Origin of the sequence: Shinella agrisoli, from assembly GCF_046557955.1 — a bacterium.
GTDB lineage: Bacteria > Pseudomonadota > Alphaproteobacteria > Rhizobiales > Rhizobiaceae > Shinella.
Genome location: NZ_JBJIEP010000006.1, coordinates 190,964 through 211,694, shown reverse-complemented (window position 1 = coordinate 211,694; position 20,731 = coordinate 190,964). Strand labels below are relative to the sequence as shown.

Here is a 20,731-nt window from a genome sequence, read left to right as displayed (position 1 = left end):
TTGGATGTCAACGCATGACGGCGGCGAAAGAGATGAACCTTGAATCCCTGAAGATCGACACCGGCGAAACCGCGGCGGCGCAGGTCGAGCGCGACCTGCGGGAATCGATCATCCGCCTGGAGCTCGCCCCCGGCATGCGGCTCTCCGAACAGGAGATCGCCACCCGCATGGGCGTGTCGCGCCAGCCGGTGCGCGAGGCGCTGATCGCGCTCGGCAAGTCGAAGCTGGTGGACATCCGCCCGAACCGCGGCACGGTCGTCGTGCGCATCTCGGCGCGGCAGATGATGGAGGCCCGCTTCGTGCGCGAGGCGATCGAGACCGCCGTCGCCCGGCGCGCCAGCGAAAGCTTCGACGGCTGGACGCGGCGCAGGATCGACACGATCCTTTCCCGCCAGAAGGCGGCGATGGAGGCGCACGACCACAACGCCTTCCGCCGCGAGGACGAGCAGTTCCACATCGCCATCGCCGAGGGGGCGGGCTGCGGCCTTGCCTGGAACGCCATCTCGGACATCAAGGCCCATATGGACCGGGTCTGCAACCTCCAGCTCCGCCACCCCGATTCCATGACGAAGCTGATCGCCGAGCACGAGGCGATCATCGCCGCCATCGACACACGGGACGCAGAGGCCGCAGAGGCCGCCATGCGCAGCCACCTCAACGGCATCCTCGCCGACCTGCCGCAGATCGAGGCCGACAATCCCGACCTCTTCGAGTGAGCCTATCGAAGCCCGGCTTTCACATCTGGCGGCCGCGCCAGGGTGCCGTGGTCTCGCGCACCACCAGCGGGCCGTCGACCTTTATGGTCATGGGGCGCATGTGCTTTCCGTGGATCGCCATGTCGATCAGGATCTCGGCGGCCCGCTGGCCCATCTCGTAGTTGGGCAGGACCAGCGTCGAGAGCGGCGGGTGGGTGTAGCGCGCCAGTTCCTGGTCGTCGTACCCCATCACGGACAGGTCGGCGGGCACGCGCAGCCCCTTTTCCTGCGCCGCCTCCATGACGCCGATCGCCATGAGATCGTTGCCGCAGAAGATGGCAGTCGGCGGGTTGGGCATGGAAAGCAGTTCCAGCCCCGCTTCGTAACCCCGCAGCGGCAGCCAGTCGCCGTCCCGCACGAGGCTTTCGTCGAAGGCGATGTCGGCGGTGGCGAGCGCCTGCTTGTAGCCCTTCAGGCGGTCCATCGCCGCATCCATCCACGGCTCGCCGTTGATGAAGCCGATGCGCTTGTGGCCGAGGGAGGTGAGGTGCGCCGTGGCCGCAAAGCCGCCCGCCACCTCCCCCGGCACGATCGCCACGTGCTGGCGCGGATCGGCGTAGCAGTTGAGGAGCACCGTCGGGATGGACTTCAGCTCCGGCGGCACGCGCACCTTGCGGGTGAAGATGGTGGCGTAGATGACGCCGGCGATGGCGGGATCGCGCAGCACGGAGCGCATCACCGCCTGCTCGAGATCCGGGTTCGACCGGGTGGCATGGGCCGACACCAGCAGCCCCTGCTCGAAGGCATGGTCGCGGATGCCGTCGAGGCTGACGACCGGATGGGGGCTGGTCGAGATCTCGTCGACGATGAAGGCTATCGTGTCCTTCTCGACCGCGGGAGCGGGCGCGACCGCGCTCCGGGTCGCCGGTAATTTATAACCGATTTTATGAGCAGCCTCGCGCACCTTCTGCTGCGTTTCCGGCGAAATGCGCGAGCCGGACATCTCGTTGAGCACGAGCGAGACGCTGGATTGGGAGACGCCCGCGATGCGGGCGATGTCCGTCATGGTAGGCCGGCGCCCGCCCTGCCTGCCCGAATCCCGCCCGTTGCCCTTGGCCATGCCTCGTTCCTCACCCTTCGACGCGCATTGCACTGCACGCAGATTTTTTGCAAGTGCTCATAATTTTGGCTCTTGACTGCTAATATTATTAGCGCAAGATTTAGACATGTGAAGCAGGAAAATGCTCACGTCCGGTAGAGGAGTACCGGCCACAGGACCCGGGAGGAGAAACCACTCATGACCATGATTTCCCGTCGCACCTTCATGCTTGCGGCAACGGCCGTCGGCGCGCTTGCCGTTGCGGGCGTCGCGATCGCCGAAGTGCCGAAGCTGGAGCAGAAGGACACCTACAAGGTCGGCTTCGCGCAGACCGAATCCAACAATCCCTGGCGCATCGCCCAGACGAACAGCATGAAGGCGGAAGCCGAAAAGCTCGGCTTCCAGCTCGTCTACACCGATGCCGCCGGCTCGGCCGCCAAGCAGGTCGCCGACGTCAACTCGATGATCGCGCAGGGCGTCGACCTCATCTTCCTTGCCCCGCGCGAGGAAAAGCCGCTGATCCCGGCCGTCATGGCCGCCAAGAAGGCCGGCATTCCGGTGATCCTGCTCGACCGCTCGGTCGATCCGTCGCTCGCCAAGGCCGGCGAGGACTACCTCACCTTCATCGGTTCCGACTTCGTCCAGGAAGGACAGCGGATCGCCGAATGGCTGATCAAGAACGCCAATGGCAAGTCGAAGATCATCGAGCTGGAAGGCACGACCGGATCCTCGCCGGCCAACGACCGCAAGAAGGGCTTCGACGAGACGATCAAGGCCGCCGGCGGCTTCGAGATCGTCGCCTCGCAGACCGGCGACTTCGCCCGCGACAAGGGCCGCCAGGTGGCCGAGGCGCTGCTTCAGGCCCATCCCGACGCCGACATCATCTACGCCCACAACGACGAAATGGCGATGGGCGCCATCGCCGCGCTCGAAGCGGCCGGCAAGGTGCCGGGCAAGGACGTGCTCGTGCTGTCGATCGACGGCGGCAAGGAAGCCGTGCAGGCGGTCGTCGACGGCAAGATCGCCGCTGTCGTCGAATGCAACCCGCGCTTCGGGCCCAAGGCGTTCGAGACCATGCTGCGCTATGCCAAGGGCGAGACGATCGACCCGGTCATCATCAACGAGGACAAGTTCTACGACGCCTCCAACGCGGCCGCGGAACTCGCCAACGCCTACTGACACAATCTCCCAAGCCTATTCCGGCCGGGGCGGCACAGCCGTCTCGGCCGGTTTTTTGAACGGGCCTGACGTTTGGCCCGTTCGGGTGTAGGCTCACAGGGCCCGTCCCGGAGGGCGGATAGAGGAGGACCCCATGCTTCTGTCCATGCAGGGCATTTCCAAGGCATTCGCCGGCGTCGCGGCGCTCAGATCCGCTTCGCTCGAGGTCGAGCCGGCGCAGGTGATGGCGCTCGTCGGCCAGAACGGCGCGGGCAAGTCGACGCTCATCAAGATCCTGACGGGCGTCTACCGCCGCGACGAGGGCGAGATCGTCTTCGACGGCAAGGCGGTCGATTTCACCATGCCCGCCGAGGCCCAGGCCGCCGGCATCGCCACCATCTACCAGGAGATCAACCTCGCCCCGCAGCGCTCGGTGGCGGAGAACATCTACCTTTCGCGCGAGCCGAAACGCTTCGGCCTGATCGACCACGCCGCCATGCGGCGCGGCGCGGAGGCGGTGCTCGCCACGTTCAACCTCAGCATCGACGTCGACCGGCCCGTCGCCCATTTCGATGCCGCGACGCGGCAGATGGTGGCGATCGCCCGCGCCGTCACGCAGAACGCCCGCCTCGTCATCATGGACGAGCCGACCTCCTCGCTCGACGAGCGCGAGGTCGCCGTGCTCTTCGAGACGATCCGCACGCTGAAGCGCTCCGGCGTCGCCGTCATCTTCATCGGCCACCGGCTGGACGAGCTCTATGCGATCTGCGACCGCGTGACGATCATGCGGGACGGACAGACGGTGGCGAAAAGCCCGATGGCCGACATGCCCAAGATGGCGCTGGTGCGCCACATGCTCGGCAAGGAACTCGCCGCCTTCCAGGCGATCGCGCCGGACCAGGCGACGCCCGACCGCCCGGTCCGCCTCGAAATCGAGAATGCCGGCGCCGGCGTGCGCGTGCGCGACGTGAGCCTTACCGTCCGGGAAGGCCAGATTTCCGGCCTCGCCGGGCTGCTCGGCTCGGGCCGCACCGAGACGGCACGCCTCATCTTCGGCGCCGACAAGATGCAGCGCGGCACGCTGCGCATCGACGGCCGCGAGCGTGCCTACCGCGAGCCGGCGGACGCCATCGCCGACGGCATCGGCCTCGTCTCCGAGGACCGCAAGGTCGACGGTATCGTGCCCGATATGAGCATCCGCGAGAACATGACGCTGGCGCTGCTGCCGAAGCTGAAGAAGGCCGGCATCGTCGACCGCGCCCGGCAGGACGAGATCGTCACGCGCTATATCCGCGCGCTCGGCGTCAAGTGCGCCTCGCCCGACCAGCCGATCAAGGAGCTTTCCGGCGGCAACCAGCAGAAGGTGCTGCTCGCCCGCTGGCTCGCCACCGACCCGCGCGTCCTCATCGTCGACGAGCCGACCCGCGGCATCGACATCGGCGCGAAATCGGAAATCCTCAAGCTGCTGCGCAGCCTCGCCGACGAGGGGCTGAGCGTGCTGATGATCTCCTCCGAGCTGGAGGAGCTTCTCGCCGCCGCCGACCGCGTGACCGTGCTCAGCGACGGCCGGTCGGTCGCGACCCTGCCGCGCAAGGACTTGAGCGAGGCGGCGCTGCTTTCCGCCATGGCCCATCAGGTAGAATGACATGACGACGACCATCGAGACCCCCGCCCCGCAGCAATCCGGCGCGTTCTCCTCGGGCAGCCGGCTGTTCACGCTGGCGAGCCGCTACGGCACCTTCGTCGCCTTCCTGGCGCTCATCCTCTTCAACATCGCCGTGACGCCGAATTTCCTGTCCTGGCAGACGCTCAACGTGAACCTCACGCAGGTCGCGACCATCGTCATCGTCGCGACCGGCATGACGCTCGTCATCGCCACCGGCGGCATCGACCTTTCCGTCGGCTCGCTGATGGCGATTTCGGGCGCGCTGGCGCCGATGATCTTCATGGGCCAGTTCTGGCAGGTGGAGTCCATGGCCTTCGCCGTGGCGCTGGCCTTCCTGCTGCCGGTCGCCGTCGCCGCCCTCTTCGGCCTGTTCAACGGGTTGCTCGTCACGCGCTTTGCCATCCAGCCGATCATCGCAACGCTCGTGCTGTTCATCGCAGGGCGCGGCATCGCGCAGGTCATGACCAACGGCAACCTGCAGGTCTTCAGGAACGAGGGCTTCCAGTTCATCGCCATGGGCCGTATCGCCGGCATCCCGGCGCAGGTCGTGCTGATGATCGTCATCGTCGCGCTCGCCTTCGCGATGATCCGCTATACCGTCATCGGCCGCCAGATCATCGCCGTCGGCGGCAACGAGAAGGCGGCGCGGCTGACGGGCGTTCCCGTGAAGCGCGTCAAGCTGCTCGTCTACATGATCAGCGGCGCGCTCGCCGGCATTGCCGGCCTCGTCGTGGTGGCGCGCAACTCGGCGAGCGACGCCAACCTCGTCGGCCTCGGCATGGAGCTCGACGCCATCGCCGCCGTCGCGGTCGGCGGCACGCTGCTTTCGGGCGGGCGGGCCAACATCGTCGGCACCGTCATCGGCGCCTTCGTCATCCAGCTCGTGCGCTACACGCTGCTCGCCAACGGCGTGCCGGATGCGGCCGCCCTCATCGTCAAGGCCGGGCTCATCGTGCTCGCCGTCTTCATCCAGCAGCGCGCCGACAAGCATTGAGGGGAACCGCCATGCACACGCTCCTCCGCCCCTTCGCCATCAAGTCCTCCGGCGATCTCGCCCGGCTCGGCGTCATCCTGGCGCTTCTCGCCCTCATCCTCTTCGGCGCGCTGCGCTACGACAATTTCCTGTCGCCCTACAACATCCTCTCCTTCCTGCGCTACAACTCCATGTTCGCGCTGATCGCGCTCGGCATGGCCTTCGTCATCATCACCGGCGGCATCGATCTTTCCGTCGGCGGCACGGCGGCGATGGCGAGCGTGGTGGCGGCGCTGCTCTCGCCCCATCACTGGGCGGCCGGGCTTCTCGGCGGCATGGCCGCCGGCTGCGCGGTCGGCGCGCTGAACGGCTTCATCATCACGAAGATGCGCATCCAGCCCTTCATCGCCACGCTCGCGACCATGCTCGCGGCCTACGGCACCGGGCTGCTGCTCGCCGGCAACCAGTCGGTCTCCGTCTCCTACGACACCGGCTTCACGGTGATCGGCCAGGACGATTTCCTCGGCTTTCCCATCCCCGCCTGGATCGCGCTCGCCGCCTATGTCCTCGGCTGGCTGGTGCTCGAGAAGCTGCCCGTCGGCCGCCGGATCCTGGCGATCGGCGACGGCGAGGCGACGGCGGGGCTGATGGGCCTCAAGGTCGAGCGCACGCTCGCCGCCGTCTACCTCGCCTCCGGCACGCTCGCCGGCCTTGCCGGCGTCATCCTCGCCTCGCAGTTCGGCGCGGGCCAGCCCACGGAGGGCGTGGGCTGGGAGCTCTTCGCCATCGCCTCGGTCGTCGTCGGCGGCACGCTGCTCACCGGCGGCTCCGGTTCGGTGGGCGCCACGCTTGCCGGCGCGCTGCTGCTCGCCATGGTGTTCAACATCCTCAACTTCGAGAACGGCCTCGGCTGGATCTCGCTCTCCGCCTACTGGCAATCCGTCATCCGCGGCGCCTTCCTGCTCGTCGTCGTCGTGCTCCAGGCCAAGCTCATGGCACGGCACCGGAGCACATAGCCGGCCATCGCCCGCCGGCAATCTGGCGGATCGGGACAAGGGGCCTCCTTCTTCTTCGCCGTGATGGTCGTCGGCGCCCTTCCGGCCGTCCTGCTCGGCCTGCTCATGGGCCGATGGACGCCGCAGTGTAATACGCTCGTCACAAAGGCTTCTTATGCGCAAGGGGTAACGCACCGCTCAAGAGAGGCCCTCCCATGCGTAAACTCATCCTCGCCCTCGCATCGGCAACGATGCTCGCCGGCACCGCGAATGCTGCGACCGTCTATCCGCTCGACCGCGCGACGATCCTCCTCGGCTCCCCGTTCGACTTCAAGGTCGAGTTCGATAGCGTCGTGAAGCCGGAGGACGTGAAGGTCACCGTCAACGGCCAGGACTACGAGGCGGTCTTCGGCAAGAAGGCCGAGTTCGTGGCGGAAGAAAAGGGCGAGGAGGACAAGGTGCTGGGTTCGGCCCTCGTCCTGCGCGGCCTGACGATCGGCCAGGCCGGCACCTACAAGGTCGAGGTCGCCGCCGGCAGCGAGACGAAGACGGTCGGCTGGGAGGTCTACGAGACCGCCGCCGAGCCGAAGGCGAAGAACATCATCTTCCTCATCGCCGACGGCCTTTCCGTCGCCCACCGCACGGGCGCGCGCATCATGTCCAAGGGCATGACCGAGGGCAAGGCCAACGGCCGCCTCGCCATGGACGACATCCCGCCGGTCGCCTTCATCGGCACGTCCTCGACGCACTCGATCGCCACCGACAGCGCCAACACCATGTCGGCCTACATGACCGGCCACAAGTCGCGCGTCAACGCGCTCGGCGTCTACGCCGACCGCACGCCGGACAGCTTTGACGACCCGAAGGTCGAGACGATCGCGGAGGCGCTGCGCCGCACCACGCAGAAGTCCATCGGCATCGTCACCACCTCGGAACTGCAGGATGCGACCCCCGCCGCGCTCGTCGCCCACACCCGCAAGCGCGCCGACAAGGCGGAGATCGTCGGCATGATGTTCGACGTCAAGCCGGACGTCGTTCTCGGCGGCGGCTCGGCCTACTTCCTCGGCAAGGACGTGCCGGGCTCCAAGCGCAAGGACGACAAGGACTACATCGCCGAATTCAAGAACGCCGGCTACGCCCTTGCCATCGACAGGACGGAGCTGGCCGCCGCGGCGGGCTCGAACCAGGACAAGCTGCTCGGCCTCTTCCACACCGGCAACCTCGACGTGACGCTCGACCGTGAATTCCTCAAGAAGGGCACGGTCGACAAGTTCCCGAACCAGCCGGGCCTCGTCGAGATGACCAGGGCCGCGCTCGACAAGCTCTCGAAGAACCCGGAAGGCTTCTTCCTGATGGTGGAAGCCGCCTCGGTCGACAAGATGAGCCATCCGCTCGACTGGGACCGCGCCCTCCTCGAGACGATCGAGTTCGACAAGGCCGTGGGTGTCGCCCGCGAGTTCGCCGAGCAGAACCCGGACACGCTGATCGTCATAACGGGCGACCACACGCACGGCGTCGCCATCATCGGCACCGTGGACGACGACAAGCCGGGCGAGGAGATGCGCGCGAAGGTCGGCACGTATGACGATGCGGGCTTCCCGAACTACGAGGACAAGGACGGCGACGGCTATCCCGACCGCGTCGACGTCTCGCGCCGCCTGTTCCTGGCCGCCAACAACGGGCCGGACCACTACGAGACCTTCCGCCCGAAGCTGGACGGACCGTTCGTTCCCGCCGTCCAGAACGAGGCGAAGGAATATGTCGCCAACGAAGCCTACAAGGACGTTCCCGGCGCGGTCTTCGTCCAGGGCAACATCCCGAAGGACGGCGACACCGGCGTGCACGCGGTCGACGACGTCGTGCTCCAGGCCGCCGGTCCCGGCGCGGAGGGCTTCCGCGGCTACATGGAGCAGAGCGACGTCTACCGCGTGCTCGCCGACGCCCTCGCCCTCGGCGCGGCGAAGAAGTAGGCTCCGCAATCAAGGAAGGCTCCTCGTCCCCCGGCGGGATGAGGGGCCGGCCGGGAGAGAGGCCCATGCGGCAGGCATTCACACGACGACAGGTTCTGGGCGCCCTCGCCGCCCTGCCCGCCCTTTTTCCTTCCTATAGGGCAGCGGCGGCGGAAACGCTCGGCTTCGGCGAGCTCTACAAGAGCTTCGGCGTGCTCGGGCTGGAGTTCTCCGACAAGGTGAAGAGGCTGAGCGGCAAGGACGTCACCGTGAAGGGCTTCATGGCGCCGCCGCTGAAAGCCGAGGCGAATTTCTTCGTGCTCACCGAAATACCCATGTCGCTTTGCCCGTTCTGCTCCTCGGATGCGGACTGGCCGGACAACATCCTCGTCGTCTACCTCGCCCGCAAGCAGACCTTCGTGCAATACAACGCGCCGATCGAAGCGCGCGGCGTGCTCGAATACGGTTCCTGGACCGACCCGGAAACCGGCTTCGTCAGCCAGCTGCGCCTGCGCGAAGCCGCCTTCAACACGGTCTGACCATGCTGGCGCTCGACGTTTCCAACCTCACGATGCGCTTTCCCGGCCTGGAAGCGCCGGTGCTTGCCATCGACCGGCTCCAGCTTCCCGCCGGCGGCCAGCTCGCGGTCACCGGCGCCTCCGGCTCCGGCAAGAGCACGCTGGTCAACGCCGTGACCGGGCTCGAAAGCGTGACGGCCGGTTCCGTCTCCTGGGGCGGAACGGACATCACGCGCCTTTCCGCCGGCCGGCGCGACGCCTTCCGCGCCGCCCATATCGGCCTCGTCATGCAGGATTTCCACCTCTTCCCGGGTCTTTCGGCCTTCGACAACGTCGTGCTGCCGGTGCGGCTCTCCCGCCGCCTGAAGCCGGACGAGCGGGAACGGGCGCTCCATCTCCTTCAGGCCACCGGCATCGCCCGTCCCGGCCAGCCCGTCGAAACGCTCTCGCGCGGCGAGATGCAGCGCGTCGCCGTGGCGCGGGCGCTGCTCGCAAGGCCCGGCGTGATCGTCGCCGACGAGCCGACCGCCAGCCTTGACCGCCGCACCGGCGACGAGGTGGCCGGCCTCCTCGTGCGGCTCGCGCGCGAGGAGGGCGCGACGCTCGTCGTCGTGACGCACGATCCCGCGCTGATGGAACGGCTCGGCCGGCGCATCGGCCTTGACGGCGGGCGTATCGTCGAGGACAGCGGGGAGGCACGCGCGGCATGACGGGCTTCATCCTCGCCGATCTTCGCCGGTTCAAGGCCGGCGCACTCGCCGTCATCGTCCTGATCGCGCTTTCCGTCGCACTCAGCGTCACCGTCACGCTGCAGGAGCGCGCCGTCCGGCTCGGCAGCGCGCGGGCGGCGGAAAAGTTCGACCTCCTCGTCGGGGCGGCCGGCAGCGAGACCCAGCTCGCCCTTTCGGCGGTCTTCCTCCAGCCCTCGCCCCTGCCGCTGATGTCCGGCGCGGTGCTGGCGAAACTTGCCGAGGATCCGCGCGTCGATTTCGCCGCCCCGGTCGGCTTCGGCGATTCGGCCGACGGCCATCCGGTCGTCGGCACCACGACCGCGCTCGTCGCCGCGCTTTCGCCGGCGCTTGCGGAAGGAACGGCCTTCGCCCGGCTCGGCGACGCGGTGATCGGCTCGGACGTGCAAAAGGCGCTCGGCGCGCAGATCAAGCCGATGCACGGCGCCGCCGACGAGGGCGGCCATACCCATACCGAGATCGTCTACACGGTGAGCGGGCGCATGGCCCCGACCGGCACGGCCTGGGACCGGGCGATCCTCGTGCCGATCCGCGCCGTCTGGCAGCTGCACGGCATGGCCGGGGAAGCCGGGCACGGCCACGATCACGAAGGCGGAGCGCTCGGCGGCATCGTGTCGGACGCGCACGCCCACGATCACGATCACGATCATGCGCATGTCGATGCCGACGCGGCGCTCGACGAGCGTTTCGGCGCGGATACGCCCGGCATCCCCGCCGTCCTGGTCAAGCCGAAGACGGTGGGCGACGCCTATCGCCTGCGCCAGGAATACCGCGGCGAGACGACGCTCGCCGTCTTCCCCGCGGAGGTGCTGACGCGCCTCTATGCCACGCTCGGCGACGCGCGCAGCCTGCTCCTGGCGATCGCCATCGGCACGCAGGTCATCGTCATCGCCGCGATCCTCCTCGTCACCATCATGCATGTCGGCGCCCGCCGGCGGCAGATCGGCGCGCTGAGGGCCTTCGGCGCCCCGCGGCGCGCCGTCGTCACCATCGTCTGGGGCGAGCTCTTCCTGCTCTTCCTCGCCGGCTTCGCGCTCGGCATCGCCATCGGCTACGGCGCGGCGCAGCTTGTCTCGTCCCTCCTTACCGCAACGACCGCCGTGCGCATGCCCGTGGAGTTCGCCCGCGAGGACCTCCGGCTGGCCGCCTGGTTCCTGGTGCTGGCAATGCTGGTCTCCATCGTGCCGGCCCTCTCGGCCCTCAGGCTCAGCCCGGCAAGAGCGCTGAGAGCATGAGCCGCTCCCCGACGCCCTGGCCGCGGCAGGGCGCAGTCCCCGTCACCCCCGAGCCGCCGAAAGCCCTTCATCGAGCGCCGAGACGATCTTCCGCACGTCGGCGGCGGTGACGACGAGCGGGGGCGAGATGATGACGTTCGCGCCGGAAGTGCGGACCATGACGCCCGCCTCGTAGGCCGTGTCGTAGACCTTCTGCACCACGTCCTTGGCTGCCGCGCTCTTCTTGCGGCGGTCGGAGACGAGTTCCAGCGCCGCCATCAGGCCCTTGCCGCGCACGTCGCCGACCAGCTCGTGCCTGGCCTTCAGCCCTTCGAGGCCGGCCGTCAGCTCGCCGCCGCGGGCGGCGGCGTTGGCGGCGGTGTTCGCCCTGGCCGTTTCCTTGAGCGTCGCAAGCGCCGCCGCCGCGCCGACCGGATGGCCGGAATAGGTGTAGCCGTGGCCGATGGCCCCGAGACTGTCCTTGTTCCCCTCGAAGACGCCCGCGACCCTGTCGGAGATCATCACCGCGCCGAAGGGGAAATAGCCATTGGTGATGGCCTTGGCGGTCGTCATCATGTCGGGCCTGACGCCCCAGCCGCGCGAGCCGGTCCAGGCGCCGGTGCGGCCGAAGGCGGTGATCACCTCGTCGGCGATGAGCAGGATGCCGTGCCTGTCGCAGATGGCGCGCATCAGCGGCATGAAGGTCTCGTGCGGCACGATCACGCCGCCCGCGCCCAGCACCGGCTCCATGATGAAGGCGGCGATGGTATCGGCGCCCTGGAAGGCGATCTCGTCCTCGAACTGGCGGGCGATCGCCTCGGCGATTTCCGCCGGATCGGCGGTGTTGAAGGGATTGCGGTAGGGATAGGGCGCGGCGAGATGGAAGACGCCGGGCAGCAGCGGCTCGTAGTTGCGGCGGAAGTTGGCGTTGCCGTTGACCGACGCGCCGCCGAAATGCGTGCCGTGATAGCCCTTCTTCAGCGCCACGAACTTGGTGCGCTCCGGCTGGCCGTTGATCTTGTGGAACTGGCGGGCGAGGCGCAGCGCCGTCTCCACCGAATCCGAACCGCCCGAGGTGAAGAAGGCGCGCGTCAGGCCGTCCTCCCTGAAGAATTCGGCAAGCTCGTAGGAAAGCTCGATCAGCGGCGAATTGGTGGTGCCGCGGAAGGCGGAATAGTAGGGCAGCGCGTCGAGCTGGTCGCGGATCGCCTGCTTCACCGGCTCGCAGGAATAACCGAGGTTGACGTTCCACAGGCCCCCGACGGCATCCAGGACCTTCTTGCCGTGAATATCCACCACCTCGACGCCCTCGCCCGCATTGATGATGCGTGGGGGATTGGCTCGCATCTCGGCGGGATGGGCCATGGGATGCCAGAGATGGCGGGCGTTGTTCTCGATCAGGAAGTTGGAATCGCGCATGGGATGTCCTTTCAAATTCCAAGCATCTTCAGCGCCTGCGCGTAGCTTTCGGCAGGCCGGGTCACGTCGAAATGCACATGGGGCAGGTTCACGGCCGCCGCCCCGTCGATGTTCCTCTTCTGGTCGTCGACGAAGACGCAGTCCGCCCGGTCGAGGCCGAGTTCGGCGAGCACCCGTTCGTAGGCGCGCGGATCGGGCTTGAGGATCTTCGTATAGGTGGCGTCGACGATGACGTCGAAGAGGCCGATCAGCGGAAAGCGCTTTCGGAAGTCCACGCCGTAGAAGAGGTCGAGCTCGTTGGAAAGGATGGCGAGCCTGAGGCCCGCCTCCTTCGCCTTCAGGATGGCATCGCGCGCCTGCGGGCGCAGCACCAGCCCGGCATCCGCCCCGCGCGCCCGCTGCACGAAGGTCTTCATGTCCGTCCATTCCTCGCCGACGAGCGCGCCGACCTCCCGGGTGCGGGCCATCCAGTAGTCGCGCTCGGTGATCTCCCCCGCCTGCATGGAGACCCAGAGCGGATCGGTGGAAGGATCGAAGGGGCCGCGCCAGGCGAGCGTGCCGGCCGGAAGCCCCAGCGCCCGCTCGGTGATGTCGTGCGTCTCGAACAGCGTGCGGGTGACGACCCCGCCGAAATCGAGGATGAGGGCTTTCGTCATTCCGTGCGGCCTCTTTCGACGATGCCCTCGGCGACCCACCGGTCGAAGACTTCCAGGGCCTTGAGGGCGAATTCGGGGGCGTTGATATGCGCGTCCACCTCCGTGAAATCGACCGATGCCGGCACGGCCCTGCGCATCTCGTCGAGGAAGGCGTCGAGCGCCTCCGGCTCGTGCAGCGGCTCGCCCTCCCGGTCCCATTCCTGGATGCCCCGCCTCGGCAGAAGGAAGGCGACGGGGGCGCCCGCCGCCGCCATCCTGGCCGCCACGACACGCGCCACCGCGCGGCGCTGCTGCGGCGAGACGGTGACGGAGGCGATCAGCCGGTTGTGGGCGTGGTAGGGCCGGCCGGAAAAGCGCGCGGGCGTTTCCTGCCAGGCGGGCATGTCCACCATGTCGACCGCACCGGGGGCGATGATCTGCGGGATGCCGGCCCGGCCGGCATTTTCCATGCGGTCCGGACCCGAGGTGACGACCGAGCCGTTTTCCGCATTGGTGACTTCCTGGATGCAGAAGTCGAAGACGGCGGCGAATTCCCCGCGGGCCGCCACGGCCTCGTAGGCGCGCCCGCCCATGCCGGTGGAATGGAAGACGGCGACATCGTAGCCGCGCCTTTCCAGCTCCGGCTTCAGCACCTTCATATATTTGAGGCAGGAGGAGCCGAGCGAGGTCATGCCGATCAGCGGCCGCCCGCGGCCGGGCTTCTCGGCCGCCTTCGCCGCGCCGACGACGGCGCCGCAGGCCTGCGAGAGCACCGCCCGGCAGATCGGGTTCAGCCCGTAGAGCCCGCCGGCCCACAGGATCATCATCAGGTCCGGGGCGATGCGCTCCGGCGGCAGGAGATGGGAATAGGCGATGGTGGAGACGATGAACTTCGGGGTGCCGAGCGGCAGGACGGCGGCGACGTCGAGGGCGAGGTCCGTGCCGAGCGAGCCGCCGAGCGCGATCATGCCGTCCACCTGCCCCGCCTCGGAGAGGCCGCGCACCAGCCTGGCGGCGCCTCTTGCCATCGCCGCCATGGCGGAGTTCTCGTCGCCGCCGCCGAGGATGGCCTGAATGTCCGTGCCGGCGGCGGCCGTGATGTCGTGCCTGGAATGATCGGGCGCATAGGGCGGATCGCCGAGCACGCTGACATCGACCGTCACCGGCACGCCGCCCGCCCTGCCGATGACCTCGGCCATGAAAAGAAGCTCTTCGCTCTTGGTGTCGCCGGTGCCGATCACCAGAATCCGGGGCAGACGGGCACTTGCGCTCATCAACCGTTCCTCCTCGTTATGGTCGGGCCCGCGCCAAAGCGTCCATTCGATGCGCCTCGCGTCAAGCCCGGTCTTCGCCCGCCGCGCCTCTCCGGACGCTTCCGTGGGATACTTAACATGAGAAATAAATTGACAGGAAGCGGGGTGCATTGCAAGTCTATATTTGAAGCTATGGTTCATATAACGAACCAACATCAAGGCCCTCTTGACATGCGTTCATTTCTTTAACATGTTAATCAACATAGTGCGCCGGGAGGAACGATGCCGCATCTGACCGTGGAATATTCGGCCAATCTGGAAGGCCGCACCGACCTTGACGCGCTCTGTGCGGCGCTCCTGGAGACCGTGCTCGAAACCGGCCTCTTCGAGGTCGGCGCGGTCCGGGTGCGGGCGCTCAGGGCCGATCACTATGCAATTGCCGACCGTCTGCCGGAAAACGCCTTCATCGACCTCACCCTGCGCATCGGCAAGGGCCGCAGCGCGGAGGAGAAGAAGCGCGCCGGAGAAGCGCTCTTTTCGACGGCCGGCCGGCTGCTCGCGCCCCTCTTCGAGACGCCGCATTTCGCGCTGTCGCTCGAAATCCGCGAAATCGACGCGGAACTGAGCTGGAAGAAGAACGCCATCCATCCGCGCCTGCGCGGCAAGTAACGGGAAACACCATGTCGAAATTCCAGGAAAACCTCGCCAAGGCGGAGGCCTATCTTGCCCGCTTCAGGCAGAACGGCGTCTTGAACCGCATCGCCGGCGAGGACGTGCCGGCCGCCGGCGGCGCGACCTTCGAGACCGTCTCCCCCGTCGACCTGAAGCCGCTGGCGACCGTCGCCAAGGGCGCGGCCGCCGACATCGACCGCGCCGCCAAGGCCGCCAAGGCCGCCTTCGCGGAATGGGCGGCGATGCCCGGCGAAACGCGCAAAAAACTCCTGCACAGGATCGCCGACGCCATCGTGGCCCGCGCCGAGGAGATCGCCTTCGTCGAATGCATGGATACGGGGCAGTCGCTGCGCTTCATGGCCAAGGCCGCGCTGCGCGGGGCGGAGAACTTCCGCTTCTTCGCCGACCGCGCGCCGGAGGCCCGCGACGGCAGGACGCTGCGCGCTGAGGCGCAGGTCAACATGACGACCCGCGTGCCGATCGGCCCGGTCGGCATCATCACGCCCTGGAACACGCCCTTCATGCTCTCCACGTGGAAGATCGCCCCGGCGCTCGCCGCCGGCTGCACCATCGTCCACAAGCCGGCCGAATTCTCGCCGCTGACCGCGCGCCTGCTGGTCGAGATCGCGGAGGAAGCCGGCCTGCCGAAGGGCGTCTGGAACCTCGTCAACGGCTTCGGCGAGGATGCCGGCAAGGCGCTGACCGAGCACCCGCTGATCAAGGCCATCGGCTTCGTCGGCGAAAGCCGCACCGGCTCGATGATCATGAAGCAGGGCGCCGACACGCTGAAGCGCGTGCATTTCGAGCTCGGCGGCAAGAACCCCGTCGTCGTCTTCGCCGATGCGGACCTCGAACGCGCGGCGGACGCCGCCGTCTTCATGATCTATTCGCTGAACGGCGAGCGCTGCACCTCCTCCTCGCGTCTTCTGGTGGAAGACGGCATCTACGACCGCTTCACCGCCCTCGTCGCGGAAAAGGCCGGGCGCATCAAGGTCGGCCATCCGCTCGATCCCGAAACCGTCGTCGGCCCGCTCATCCATCCGGTGCACGAGAAGAAGGTGCTGGACTATATCGAGATCGGCCGCAAGGAAGGCGCGACGGTGGCCGCCGGCGGCGGGAAGTTCGATGGGCCGGGCGGCGGCTGCTACGTCTTGCCGACGCTCTTCACCGGCGCCAGCAACGCCATGCGCATCGCGCAGGAGGAGATTTTCGGCCCCGTGCTGACCGCGATCCCCTTCAAGGACGAGGCCGAGGCGCTGTCGCTCGCCAACGACGTCCAGTACGGCCTGACCGGCTATCTCTGGACATCGGACGTCACCCGCGCCTTCCGCTTCACCGACCGTCTCGACGCGGGCATGATCTGGGTGAACTCGGAGAACGTGCGCCACCTGCCGACACCCTTCGGCGGCGTCAAGAATTCCGGCATCGGCCGCGACGGCGGCGACTGGTCCTTCGATTTCTACATGGAGACGAAGAACATCGCCTTTTCCACCCGCGCCCACGCCATCCCGAAGCTCGGCGGCTGATCCCGCCAAACCGGCAGACTGCGCCCGTCCTCGCCTGCCGAGGCGGGCTCGAGGAGGACAAGATGCCCGTACCCCAGCCCAATCTCTACCCGCCCTTCAACATCGTGCGCCTCAGCCATGTCGAATTCGGCGTCACGGACCTTGCGAGATCCCGCGCCTTCTATGTCGATACGCTCGGCCTGCAGGTGACCGACGAGACGGCCGACACGATCTACCTGCGCGCCATGGAGGAGCGCGGCCACCACTGCATCGTCCTCAAGAAATGCGACGAGCCGGAAGCGCGCGACCTCGGCTTCAAGGTCTTCGACGAGGAGGATCTTGAGAAGGCGGTTCGCTTCTTCAAGGGCAAGGGCCTGCCGGTGGACTGGGTCGAGCGCCCCTACCAGGGCCGCACCTTCCGCACGCGCGACCCGCATGGCATTCCGCTGGAATTCTACACCAGGATGGACCGCCTGCCGCCGATCCACCAGAAATACGCGCTCTATCGCGGCGTCAAGCCGCTGCGCATCGACCACTTCAACTGCTTCTCGCCCGATGTCGACGCCTCCGTCGCCTTCTACAACGAACTCGGCTTCCGCGTGACCGAGTACACGCAGGACGAGGAGACCGGCAAGCTCTGGGCCGCCTGGACGCACCGCAAGGGCGGCGTGCACGACATCGCCTTCACCAATGGCCGCGGTCCCCGCCTGCACCACACCGCCTTCTGGGTGCCGACGCCGCTCAACATCATCGACCTCCTGGATCTGATGGCGACGACCGGCTGGGTCGCGAACATCGAGCGCGGCCCCGGCCGCCACGGCATCTCCAACGCCTTCTTCCTCTATATCCTCGACCCGGACGGCCACCGCATCGAGATCTACTGCTCGGACTACCAGACGGTCGATCCGGACCTGGAGCCCATCAAGTGGGACCTCAAGGACCCGCAGCGCCAGACGCTCTGGGGCGCGCCGGCGCCGAAATCCTGGTTCGAGCACGGCAGCCTCTTCGCCGGCACCGCCGTCTCGGACTCGCAGCTCAAGGCCCAGCCGATCATCGCCCCCTGACGGGCATTGCAAATCGCCGGCCGAGCGCCGAGAACAGCGCGATGCCATCGAGGGAGCCAGGACATGGACAGCGAAGAATTCCGCCATTGGTCGCGAGCCGCCGCCGACTGGGGCGCCGACTACCGGGCGGGGCTGCGCGCGCGGCCGGTGCGCGCGCGCACGAAGCCGGGCGACATCGCAAGGCAGATCGCCAGCGCCGCCCCGGAAGCGGGCGAGGCCATGGAGACGATCTTCGCCGATTTCGAGCGGATCGTCCCCGACGGGCTCACCCACTGGCAGCATCCGCGCTTCTTCGCCTATTTCCCGGCCAATGCCGCGCCGGTCTCGGTGATCGCGGATTACCTCGTCACCGCCGTCGCCGCCCAGTGCATGCTCTGGCAGACCTCGCCGGCGGCGACGGAGCTCGAGACCCGCACCGTCGACTGGCTGCGGCAGGCGCTCGGCCTGCCGGACGGCTTTTCCGGCGTCATCCAGGATTCCGCCTCCACCGCGACGCTCGCCGCCGTGCTGGTGATGCGCGAAAAGGCGCTTTCCTGGAAGGGCAACAGCGAGGGTCTGGCCGCGCACAGGGCCGTGCGCGTCTATGCTTCCGGGCAGGTGCACACCTCCATCGACCGGGCGATCTGGATCGCCGGCATCGGCGAGGCGAACCTCGTGCGCATCCCCGGCAAGAGGCCGCTCAACGGGATGGACCCGGACGCGCTCCGCGCCGCGATCGAGGCGGACCTCGCGGCCGGCCATATCCCGGCCGGCGTCATCGCCTGCACCGGCGGCACCTCCATCGGCGCCTGCGATCCGATCCGCGACGTGGCGGCGGTGGCGAAGGCCCACGGCCTCTATCTCCATGTCGATGCCGCCTGGGCGGGCTCGGCCATGATCTGCCCGGAATTCCGCACGCTCTGGGACGGCATCGAGGCGGCCGATTCCATCGTCTTCAACCCGCACAAATGGCTGGGGGCGAATTTCGACTGTTCGGTGCAGTTCGTCAGGAGCCCCGAGGACCAGGTGCGCACGCTCGCCATCCAGCCGGAATATCTGAAGACCCACGGCCATGACGGCATCGTCAACTATTCCGAATGGTCCGTGCCGCTCGGCCGCCGCTTCCGCGCGCTGAAGCTGTGGTTCCTGATGCGCTACCACGGCCTTGCAGGCCTGCGCACGATGATCCGCAACCATGTCGCATGGTCGAGAGAACTCGCCGCGCGGCTTGCCGCAGAGCCGGATTTCGAGATCGTCAGCGAGCCGGTGCTCTCGCTCTTCTCCTTCCGCCACAGGACGGAAGGCGATGCCGACCGGCACAACATCGCCCTCGTCAACGCCATCAACGACGACGGCCGCATCTACCTCACGCAGACCCGCGTCGAGGGCCGCATCGCCATCCGTTTCCAGGCGGGCCAGTTCGAGATGACCCGCGACGACGCCGACACCGCCTTCGAGGCGATCACCGGGATCGCCCGCGCATTGACCTAAGGAGACCGCCATGGCCGAACGGCCCCGCCTCGCCGGCTTTTCCCATCAGGGTGCCCTGAAGTACGGCCTCGTCAGGGAGGACGGCGTCGTCGACCTCTCGGCGCGCCATGGCGCGCGCTGGCCGAGCCTGCGCGAGGCGATCGAGGCGGAGGCTCTGGCGAGGCTGGCGGACGAGGCGGCGGCGCTTCCCGCCGACCACGCGCTCTCGGACATCACCTACGAAATCCCGATCCCCGCGCCGGAGAAGATCGTCTGCGTCGGCGTCAACTTCCCGGACCGCAACGAGGAATACAAGGACGGCCAGGCGGCACCCTCCAATCCGTCGCTGTTCGTCCGCTTCCCGCGCTCCTTCACCGGCCACGGCCGGCCGCTGATCCGCCCGCCGGAAAGCCCGCAGCTCGACTACGAGGGCGAGATCGCCATCGTCATCGGCAAGGGCGGCCGGCGCATTTCCGAGGCCGACGCGCTGGACCACATCGCGGCCCTCACCCTCTGCAACGAGGGCACGATCCGCGACTGGGTGCGGCACGCCAAGTTCAACGTCACGCAGGGCAAGAATTTCGACGCCACCGGCTCCATCGGCCCCTGGCTGGTGCCCTATACGGACGAGAGCCAGCTTGCCGACGTGAAGCTCGAAACCCGCGTCAACGGCGAAGTGCGCCAGGGCGACCGCACCGGCCGCATGATCTTCTCCTTCCGCAGGATCGTCGCCTACATCTCCACCTTCACGACGCTGGTTCCGGGCGACGTCATCGTCTGCGGCACGCCGACCGGCGCCGGCGCGCGCTTCGACCCGCCGGTCTGGCTGAAGCCGGGCGACGTGGTGGAAGTCGAGGCCGAGGGCATCGGCCTTCTCAGCAACACCGTCGCCGACGAGGTTATCCGGCCATGCTGACGCCAGACGACATCCGCGCCGCCGCGACAAGCCTCGATACGGCCGAACGGACCCGCGTCCAGACCGGCCTCCTCTCGCTGAAACATCCCGGCATGACCATGGACGACGCCTATGCGGTCCAGGGCGCCTGGGTGAGGAAGAAGATCGCCGGCGGCCGCCGCGTGATCGGCTGGAAGATCGGCCTTACCTCCAAGGCGATGCAATATGCGCTGAACATCGACATCCCCGATTCCGGCGTGCTGTTCGACGACATGGTCTTCGAGGACGGCGCGAGCGTGCCGGCGGACCGCTTCATCCAGCCGCGCGTCGAGGCGGAGATCGCCTTCGTCATGAAGGCGCCGCTGAAAGGCCCCGGCGTCACCGTCTTCGACGTGCTGAACGCCACCGATTACGTGACCCCTGCGCTGGAAATCCTCGACACGCGCATCCTGCGCGTCGATCCCGAAACGAAGAAGGCGCGCACCATCGTCGACACGATCGCCGACAACGCCGCCAATGCCGGCATCGTCACGGGCGGGCGCGCCGTCAGGCCCGACCGGATCGACATGCGCTGGATGGGCGCCATCGTCAGCCGGAATGCGCAGGTGGAGGAAACCGGCCTCGGCGCCGGCGTGCTCAACCAGCCGGCCCGCGGCGTCGCCTGGCTCGCCAACCGCCTCGCCCAATACGGCGACGGCATCGAGGCGGGCCAGGTCGTGCTCGCCGGCTCCTTCATCCGCCCGGTGGAGGCCCGCCACGGCGATACCATCGTCGGCGATTTCGGCCCCTACGGCACCGTCAGCCTGTTCTTCGCATAGGAGTT

The 20,731-nt window shown here is 67.8% G+C and carries 19 protein-coding genes; 15 read left to right on the top strand and 4 right to left on the bottom strand.

From position 1 onward, the window contains the following. Window positions 1-14 precede the first annotated feature (14 nt). Window positions 15-716 carry a GntR family transcriptional regulator gene (locus tag ACIIOY_RS08345; protein WP_411034184.1) on the top strand — a complete coding sequence of 234 codons (702 nt, stop codon included), beginning with the start codon at window positions 15-17 and terminating at the stop codon, window positions 714-716. Window positions 717-735: 19 nt separating this feature from the next. Here ACIIOY_RS08345 and ACIIOY_RS08340 read toward each other — a convergent pair whose 3' ends face one another. Then, window positions 736-1,815: a LacI family DNA-binding transcriptional regulator gene (locus ACIIOY_RS08340; RefSeq protein ID WP_411034183.1), complete on the bottom strand. Its 1,080-nt coding sequence runs from the start codon at window positions 1,813-1,815 to the stop codon at window positions 736-738. Window positions 1,816-1,992: 177 nt separating this feature from the next. Here ACIIOY_RS08340 and ACIIOY_RS08335 point away from each other — a divergent pair, with 177 nt between their 5' ends. From ACIIOY_RS08335 to ACIIOY_RS08300, 8 genes are all read left to right on the top strand, one after another. Continuing rightward, window positions 1,993-2,973, top strand: a complete 981-nt coding sequence (locus tag ACIIOY_RS08335; RefSeq protein WP_411034182.1) for an ABC transporter substrate-binding protein — start codon at window positions 1,993-1,995, stop codon at window positions 2,971-2,973. A 133-nt stretch (window positions 2,974-3,106) separates the two neighbouring features. After that, window positions 3,107-4,597, top strand: a complete 1,491-nt coding sequence (locus tag ACIIOY_RS08330) for a sugar ABC transporter ATP-binding protein (protein WP_411034181.1) — start codon at window positions 3,107-3,109, stop codon at window positions 4,595-4,597. 1 nt (window position 4,598) lies between these two features. Then, window positions 4,599-5,612: an ABC transporter permease gene (locus ACIIOY_RS08325; protein ID WP_411034180.1), complete on the top strand. Its 1,014-nt coding sequence runs from the start codon at window positions 4,599-4,601 to the stop codon at window positions 5,610-5,612. Between the two features lie 11 nt (window positions 5,613-5,623). Then, window positions 5,624-6,607, top strand: coding sequence for an ABC transporter permease (locus ACIIOY_RS08320; protein ID WP_411034179.1), 984 nt, complete (start codon window positions 5,624-5,626; stop codon window positions 6,605-6,607). A 194-nt stretch (window positions 6,608-6,801) separates the two neighbouring features. Further along, complete coding sequence (locus ACIIOY_RS08315) at window positions 6,802-8,556, top strand: alkaline phosphatase (RefSeq protein WP_411034178.1); 1,755 nt, start codon at window positions 6,802-6,804, stop codon at window positions 8,554-8,556. Window positions 8,557-8,621: 65 nt separating this feature from the next. Then, entirely contained in the window at window positions 8,622-9,074 is a 453-nt protein-coding gene (locus ACIIOY_RS08310; RefSeq protein WP_411034177.1) for a hypothetical protein, read from the top strand. Window positions 9,075-9,076: 2 nt separating this feature from the next. Continuing rightward, window positions 9,077-9,763, top strand: coding sequence for an ABC transporter ATP-binding protein (locus tag ACIIOY_RS08305; RefSeq protein WP_411034176.1), 687 nt, complete (start codon window positions 9,077-9,079; stop codon window positions 9,761-9,763). After that, window positions 9,760-11,037, top strand: a complete 1,278-nt coding sequence (locus tag ACIIOY_RS08300) for an ABC transporter permease (RefSeq protein WP_411034175.1) — start codon at window positions 9,760-9,762, stop codon at window positions 11,035-11,037. Before ACIIOY_RS08305 ends, ACIIOY_RS08300 begins: the two co-directional genes overlap by 4 nt. Window positions 11,038-11,079: 42 nt before the next feature. Here ACIIOY_RS08300 and ACIIOY_RS08295 read toward each other — a convergent pair whose 3' ends face one another. From ACIIOY_RS08295 to ACIIOY_RS08285, 3 genes are read right to left on the bottom strand one after another with little or no spacing between them, the layout of a single operon-like run. Then, window positions 11,080-12,435: an aspartate aminotransferase family protein gene (locus ACIIOY_RS08295; protein WP_411034174.1), complete on the bottom strand. Its 1,356-nt coding sequence runs from the start codon at window positions 12,433-12,435 to the stop codon at window positions 11,080-11,082. 11 nt (window positions 12,436-12,446) lie between these two features. Next, window positions 12,447-13,091, bottom strand: a complete 645-nt coding sequence (locus ACIIOY_RS08290) for an HAD-IA family hydrolase (RefSeq protein ID WP_411034173.1) — start codon at window positions 13,089-13,091, stop codon at window positions 12,447-12,449. Continuing rightward, a complete protein-coding gene (locus ACIIOY_RS08285) occupies window positions 13,088-14,344 on the bottom strand; it encodes a Tm-1-like ATP-binding domain-containing protein (protein ID WP_411034172.1) in 1,257 nt (418 codons plus the stop codon). The genes ACIIOY_RS08290 and ACIIOY_RS08285 overlap by 4 nt, the downstream gene beginning before the upstream one ends. Window positions 14,345-14,605: 261 nt before the next feature. On the opposite strand from ACIIOY_RS08285, the gene ACIIOY_RS08280 reads away from it, so the two are divergent. The 6 genes from ACIIOY_RS08280 (at window position 14,606) to hpaH (ending at window position 20,726) form a co-directional block, all read left to right on the top strand. Next, window positions 14,606-14,992 carry a 5-carboxymethyl-2-hydroxymuconate Delta-isomerase gene (locus ACIIOY_RS08280; protein ID WP_411034171.1) on the top strand — a complete coding sequence of 129 codons (387 nt, stop codon included), beginning with the start codon at window positions 14,606-14,608 and terminating at the stop codon, window positions 14,990-14,992. 11 nt (window positions 14,993-15,003) lie between these two features. Then, on the top strand, window positions 15,004-16,521 hold the full coding sequence (gene hpaE / locus ACIIOY_RS08275; RefSeq protein ID WP_411034170.1) for a 5-carboxymethyl-2-hydroxymuconate semialdehyde dehydrogenase: 1,518 nt from the start codon (window positions 15,004-15,006) through the stop codon (window positions 16,519-16,521). Between the two features lie 62 nt (window positions 16,522-16,583). Further along, window positions 16,584-17,564, top strand: a complete 981-nt coding sequence (gene hpaD / locus ACIIOY_RS08270) for a 3,4-dihydroxyphenylacetate 2,3-dioxygenase (RefSeq protein ID WP_411034169.1) — start codon at window positions 16,584-16,586, stop codon at window positions 17,562-17,564. A gap of 63 nt (window positions 17,565-17,627) precedes the next feature. Further along, a complete protein-coding gene (locus tag ACIIOY_RS08265) occupies window positions 17,628-19,034 on the top strand; it encodes a pyridoxal phosphate-dependent decarboxylase family protein (protein WP_411034168.1) in 1,407 nt (468 codons plus the stop codon). A gap of 10 nt (window positions 19,035-19,044) precedes the next feature. After that, window positions 19,045-19,929 (top strand): fumarylacetoacetate hydrolase family protein, encoded by an 885-nt coding sequence (locus ACIIOY_RS08260; RefSeq protein ID WP_411034167.1) that lies wholly within the window; start codon window positions 19,045-19,047, stop codon window positions 19,927-19,929. Beyond that, the gene (gene hpaH / locus ACIIOY_RS08255) at window positions 19,923-20,726 is read left to right on the top strand and encodes a 2-oxo-hept-4-ene-1,7-dioate hydratase (RefSeq protein WP_411034166.1); all 804 of its coding nucleotides are present in this window, start codon (window positions 19,923-19,925) and stop codon (window positions 20,724-20,726) included. Before ACIIOY_RS08260 ends, hpaH begins: the two co-directional genes overlap by 7 nt. Window positions 20,727-20,731 lie beyond the last annotated feature (5 nt).

Coding starts and splice junctions, on each gene's coding strand:
- ACIIOY_RS08345 (WP_411034184.1), top strand. CDS start 15: ATGACGGCGGCGAAAGAGATGAACCTTGAATCCCTGAAGATCGACACC.
- ACIIOY_RS08340 (WP_411034183.1), bottom strand. CDS start 1,815: ATGGCCAAGGGCAACGGGCGGGATTCGGGCAGGCAGGGCGGGCGCCGG.
- ACIIOY_RS08335 (WP_411034182.1), top strand. CDS start 1,993: ATGACCATGATTTCCCGTCGCACCTTCATGCTTGCGGCAACGGCCGTC.
- ACIIOY_RS08330 (WP_411034181.1), top strand. CDS start 3,107: ATGCTTCTGTCCATGCAGGGCATTTCCAAGGCATTCGCCGGCGTCGCG.
- ACIIOY_RS08325 (WP_411034180.1), top strand. CDS start 4,599: ATGACGACGACCATCGAGACCCCCGCCCCGCAGCAATCCGGCGCGTTC.
- ACIIOY_RS08320 (WP_411034179.1), top strand. CDS start 5,624: ATGCACACGCTCCTCCGCCCCTTCGCCATCAAGTCCTCCGGCGATCTC.
- ACIIOY_RS08315 (WP_411034178.1), top strand. CDS start 6,802: ATGCGTAAACTCATCCTCGCCCTCGCATCGGCAACGATGCTCGCCGGC.
- ACIIOY_RS08310 (WP_411034177.1), top strand. CDS start 8,622: ATGCGGCAGGCATTCACACGACGACAGGTTCTGGGCGCCCTCGCCGCC.
- ACIIOY_RS08305 (WP_411034176.1), top strand. CDS start 9,077: ATGCTGGCGCTCGACGTTTCCAACCTCACGATGCGCTTTCCCGGCCTG.
- ACIIOY_RS08300 (WP_411034175.1), top strand. CDS start 9,760: ATGACGGGCTTCATCCTCGCCGATCTTCGCCGGTTCAAGGCCGGCGCA.
- ACIIOY_RS08295 (WP_411034174.1), bottom strand. CDS start 12,435: ATGCGCGATTCCAACTTCCTGATCGAGAACAACGCCCGCCATCTCTGG.
- ACIIOY_RS08290 (WP_411034173.1), bottom strand. CDS start 13,091: ATGACGAAAGCCCTCATCCTCGATTTCGGCGGGGTCGTCACCCGCACG.
- ACIIOY_RS08285 (WP_411034172.1), bottom strand. CDS start 14,344: ATGAGCGCAAGTGCCCGTCTGCCCCGGATTCTGGTGATCGGCACCGGC.
- ACIIOY_RS08280 (WP_411034171.1), top strand. CDS start 14,606: ATGCCGCATCTGACCGTGGAATATTCGGCCAATCTGGAAGGCCGCACC.
- hpaE (WP_411034170.1), top strand. CDS start 15,004: ATGTCGAAATTCCAGGAAAACCTCGCCAAGGCGGAGGCCTATCTTGCC.
- hpaD (WP_411034169.1), top strand. CDS start 16,584: ATGCCCGTACCCCAGCCCAATCTCTACCCGCCCTTCAACATCGTGCGC.
- ACIIOY_RS08265 (WP_411034168.1), top strand. CDS start 17,628: ATGGACAGCGAAGAATTCCGCCATTGGTCGCGAGCCGCCGCCGACTGG.
- ACIIOY_RS08260 (WP_411034167.1), top strand. CDS start 19,045: ATGGCCGAACGGCCCCGCCTCGCCGGCTTTTCCCATCAGGGTGCCCTG.
- hpaH (WP_411034166.1), top strand. CDS start 19,923: ATGCTGACGCCAGACGACATCCGCGCCGCCGCGACAAGCCTCGATACG.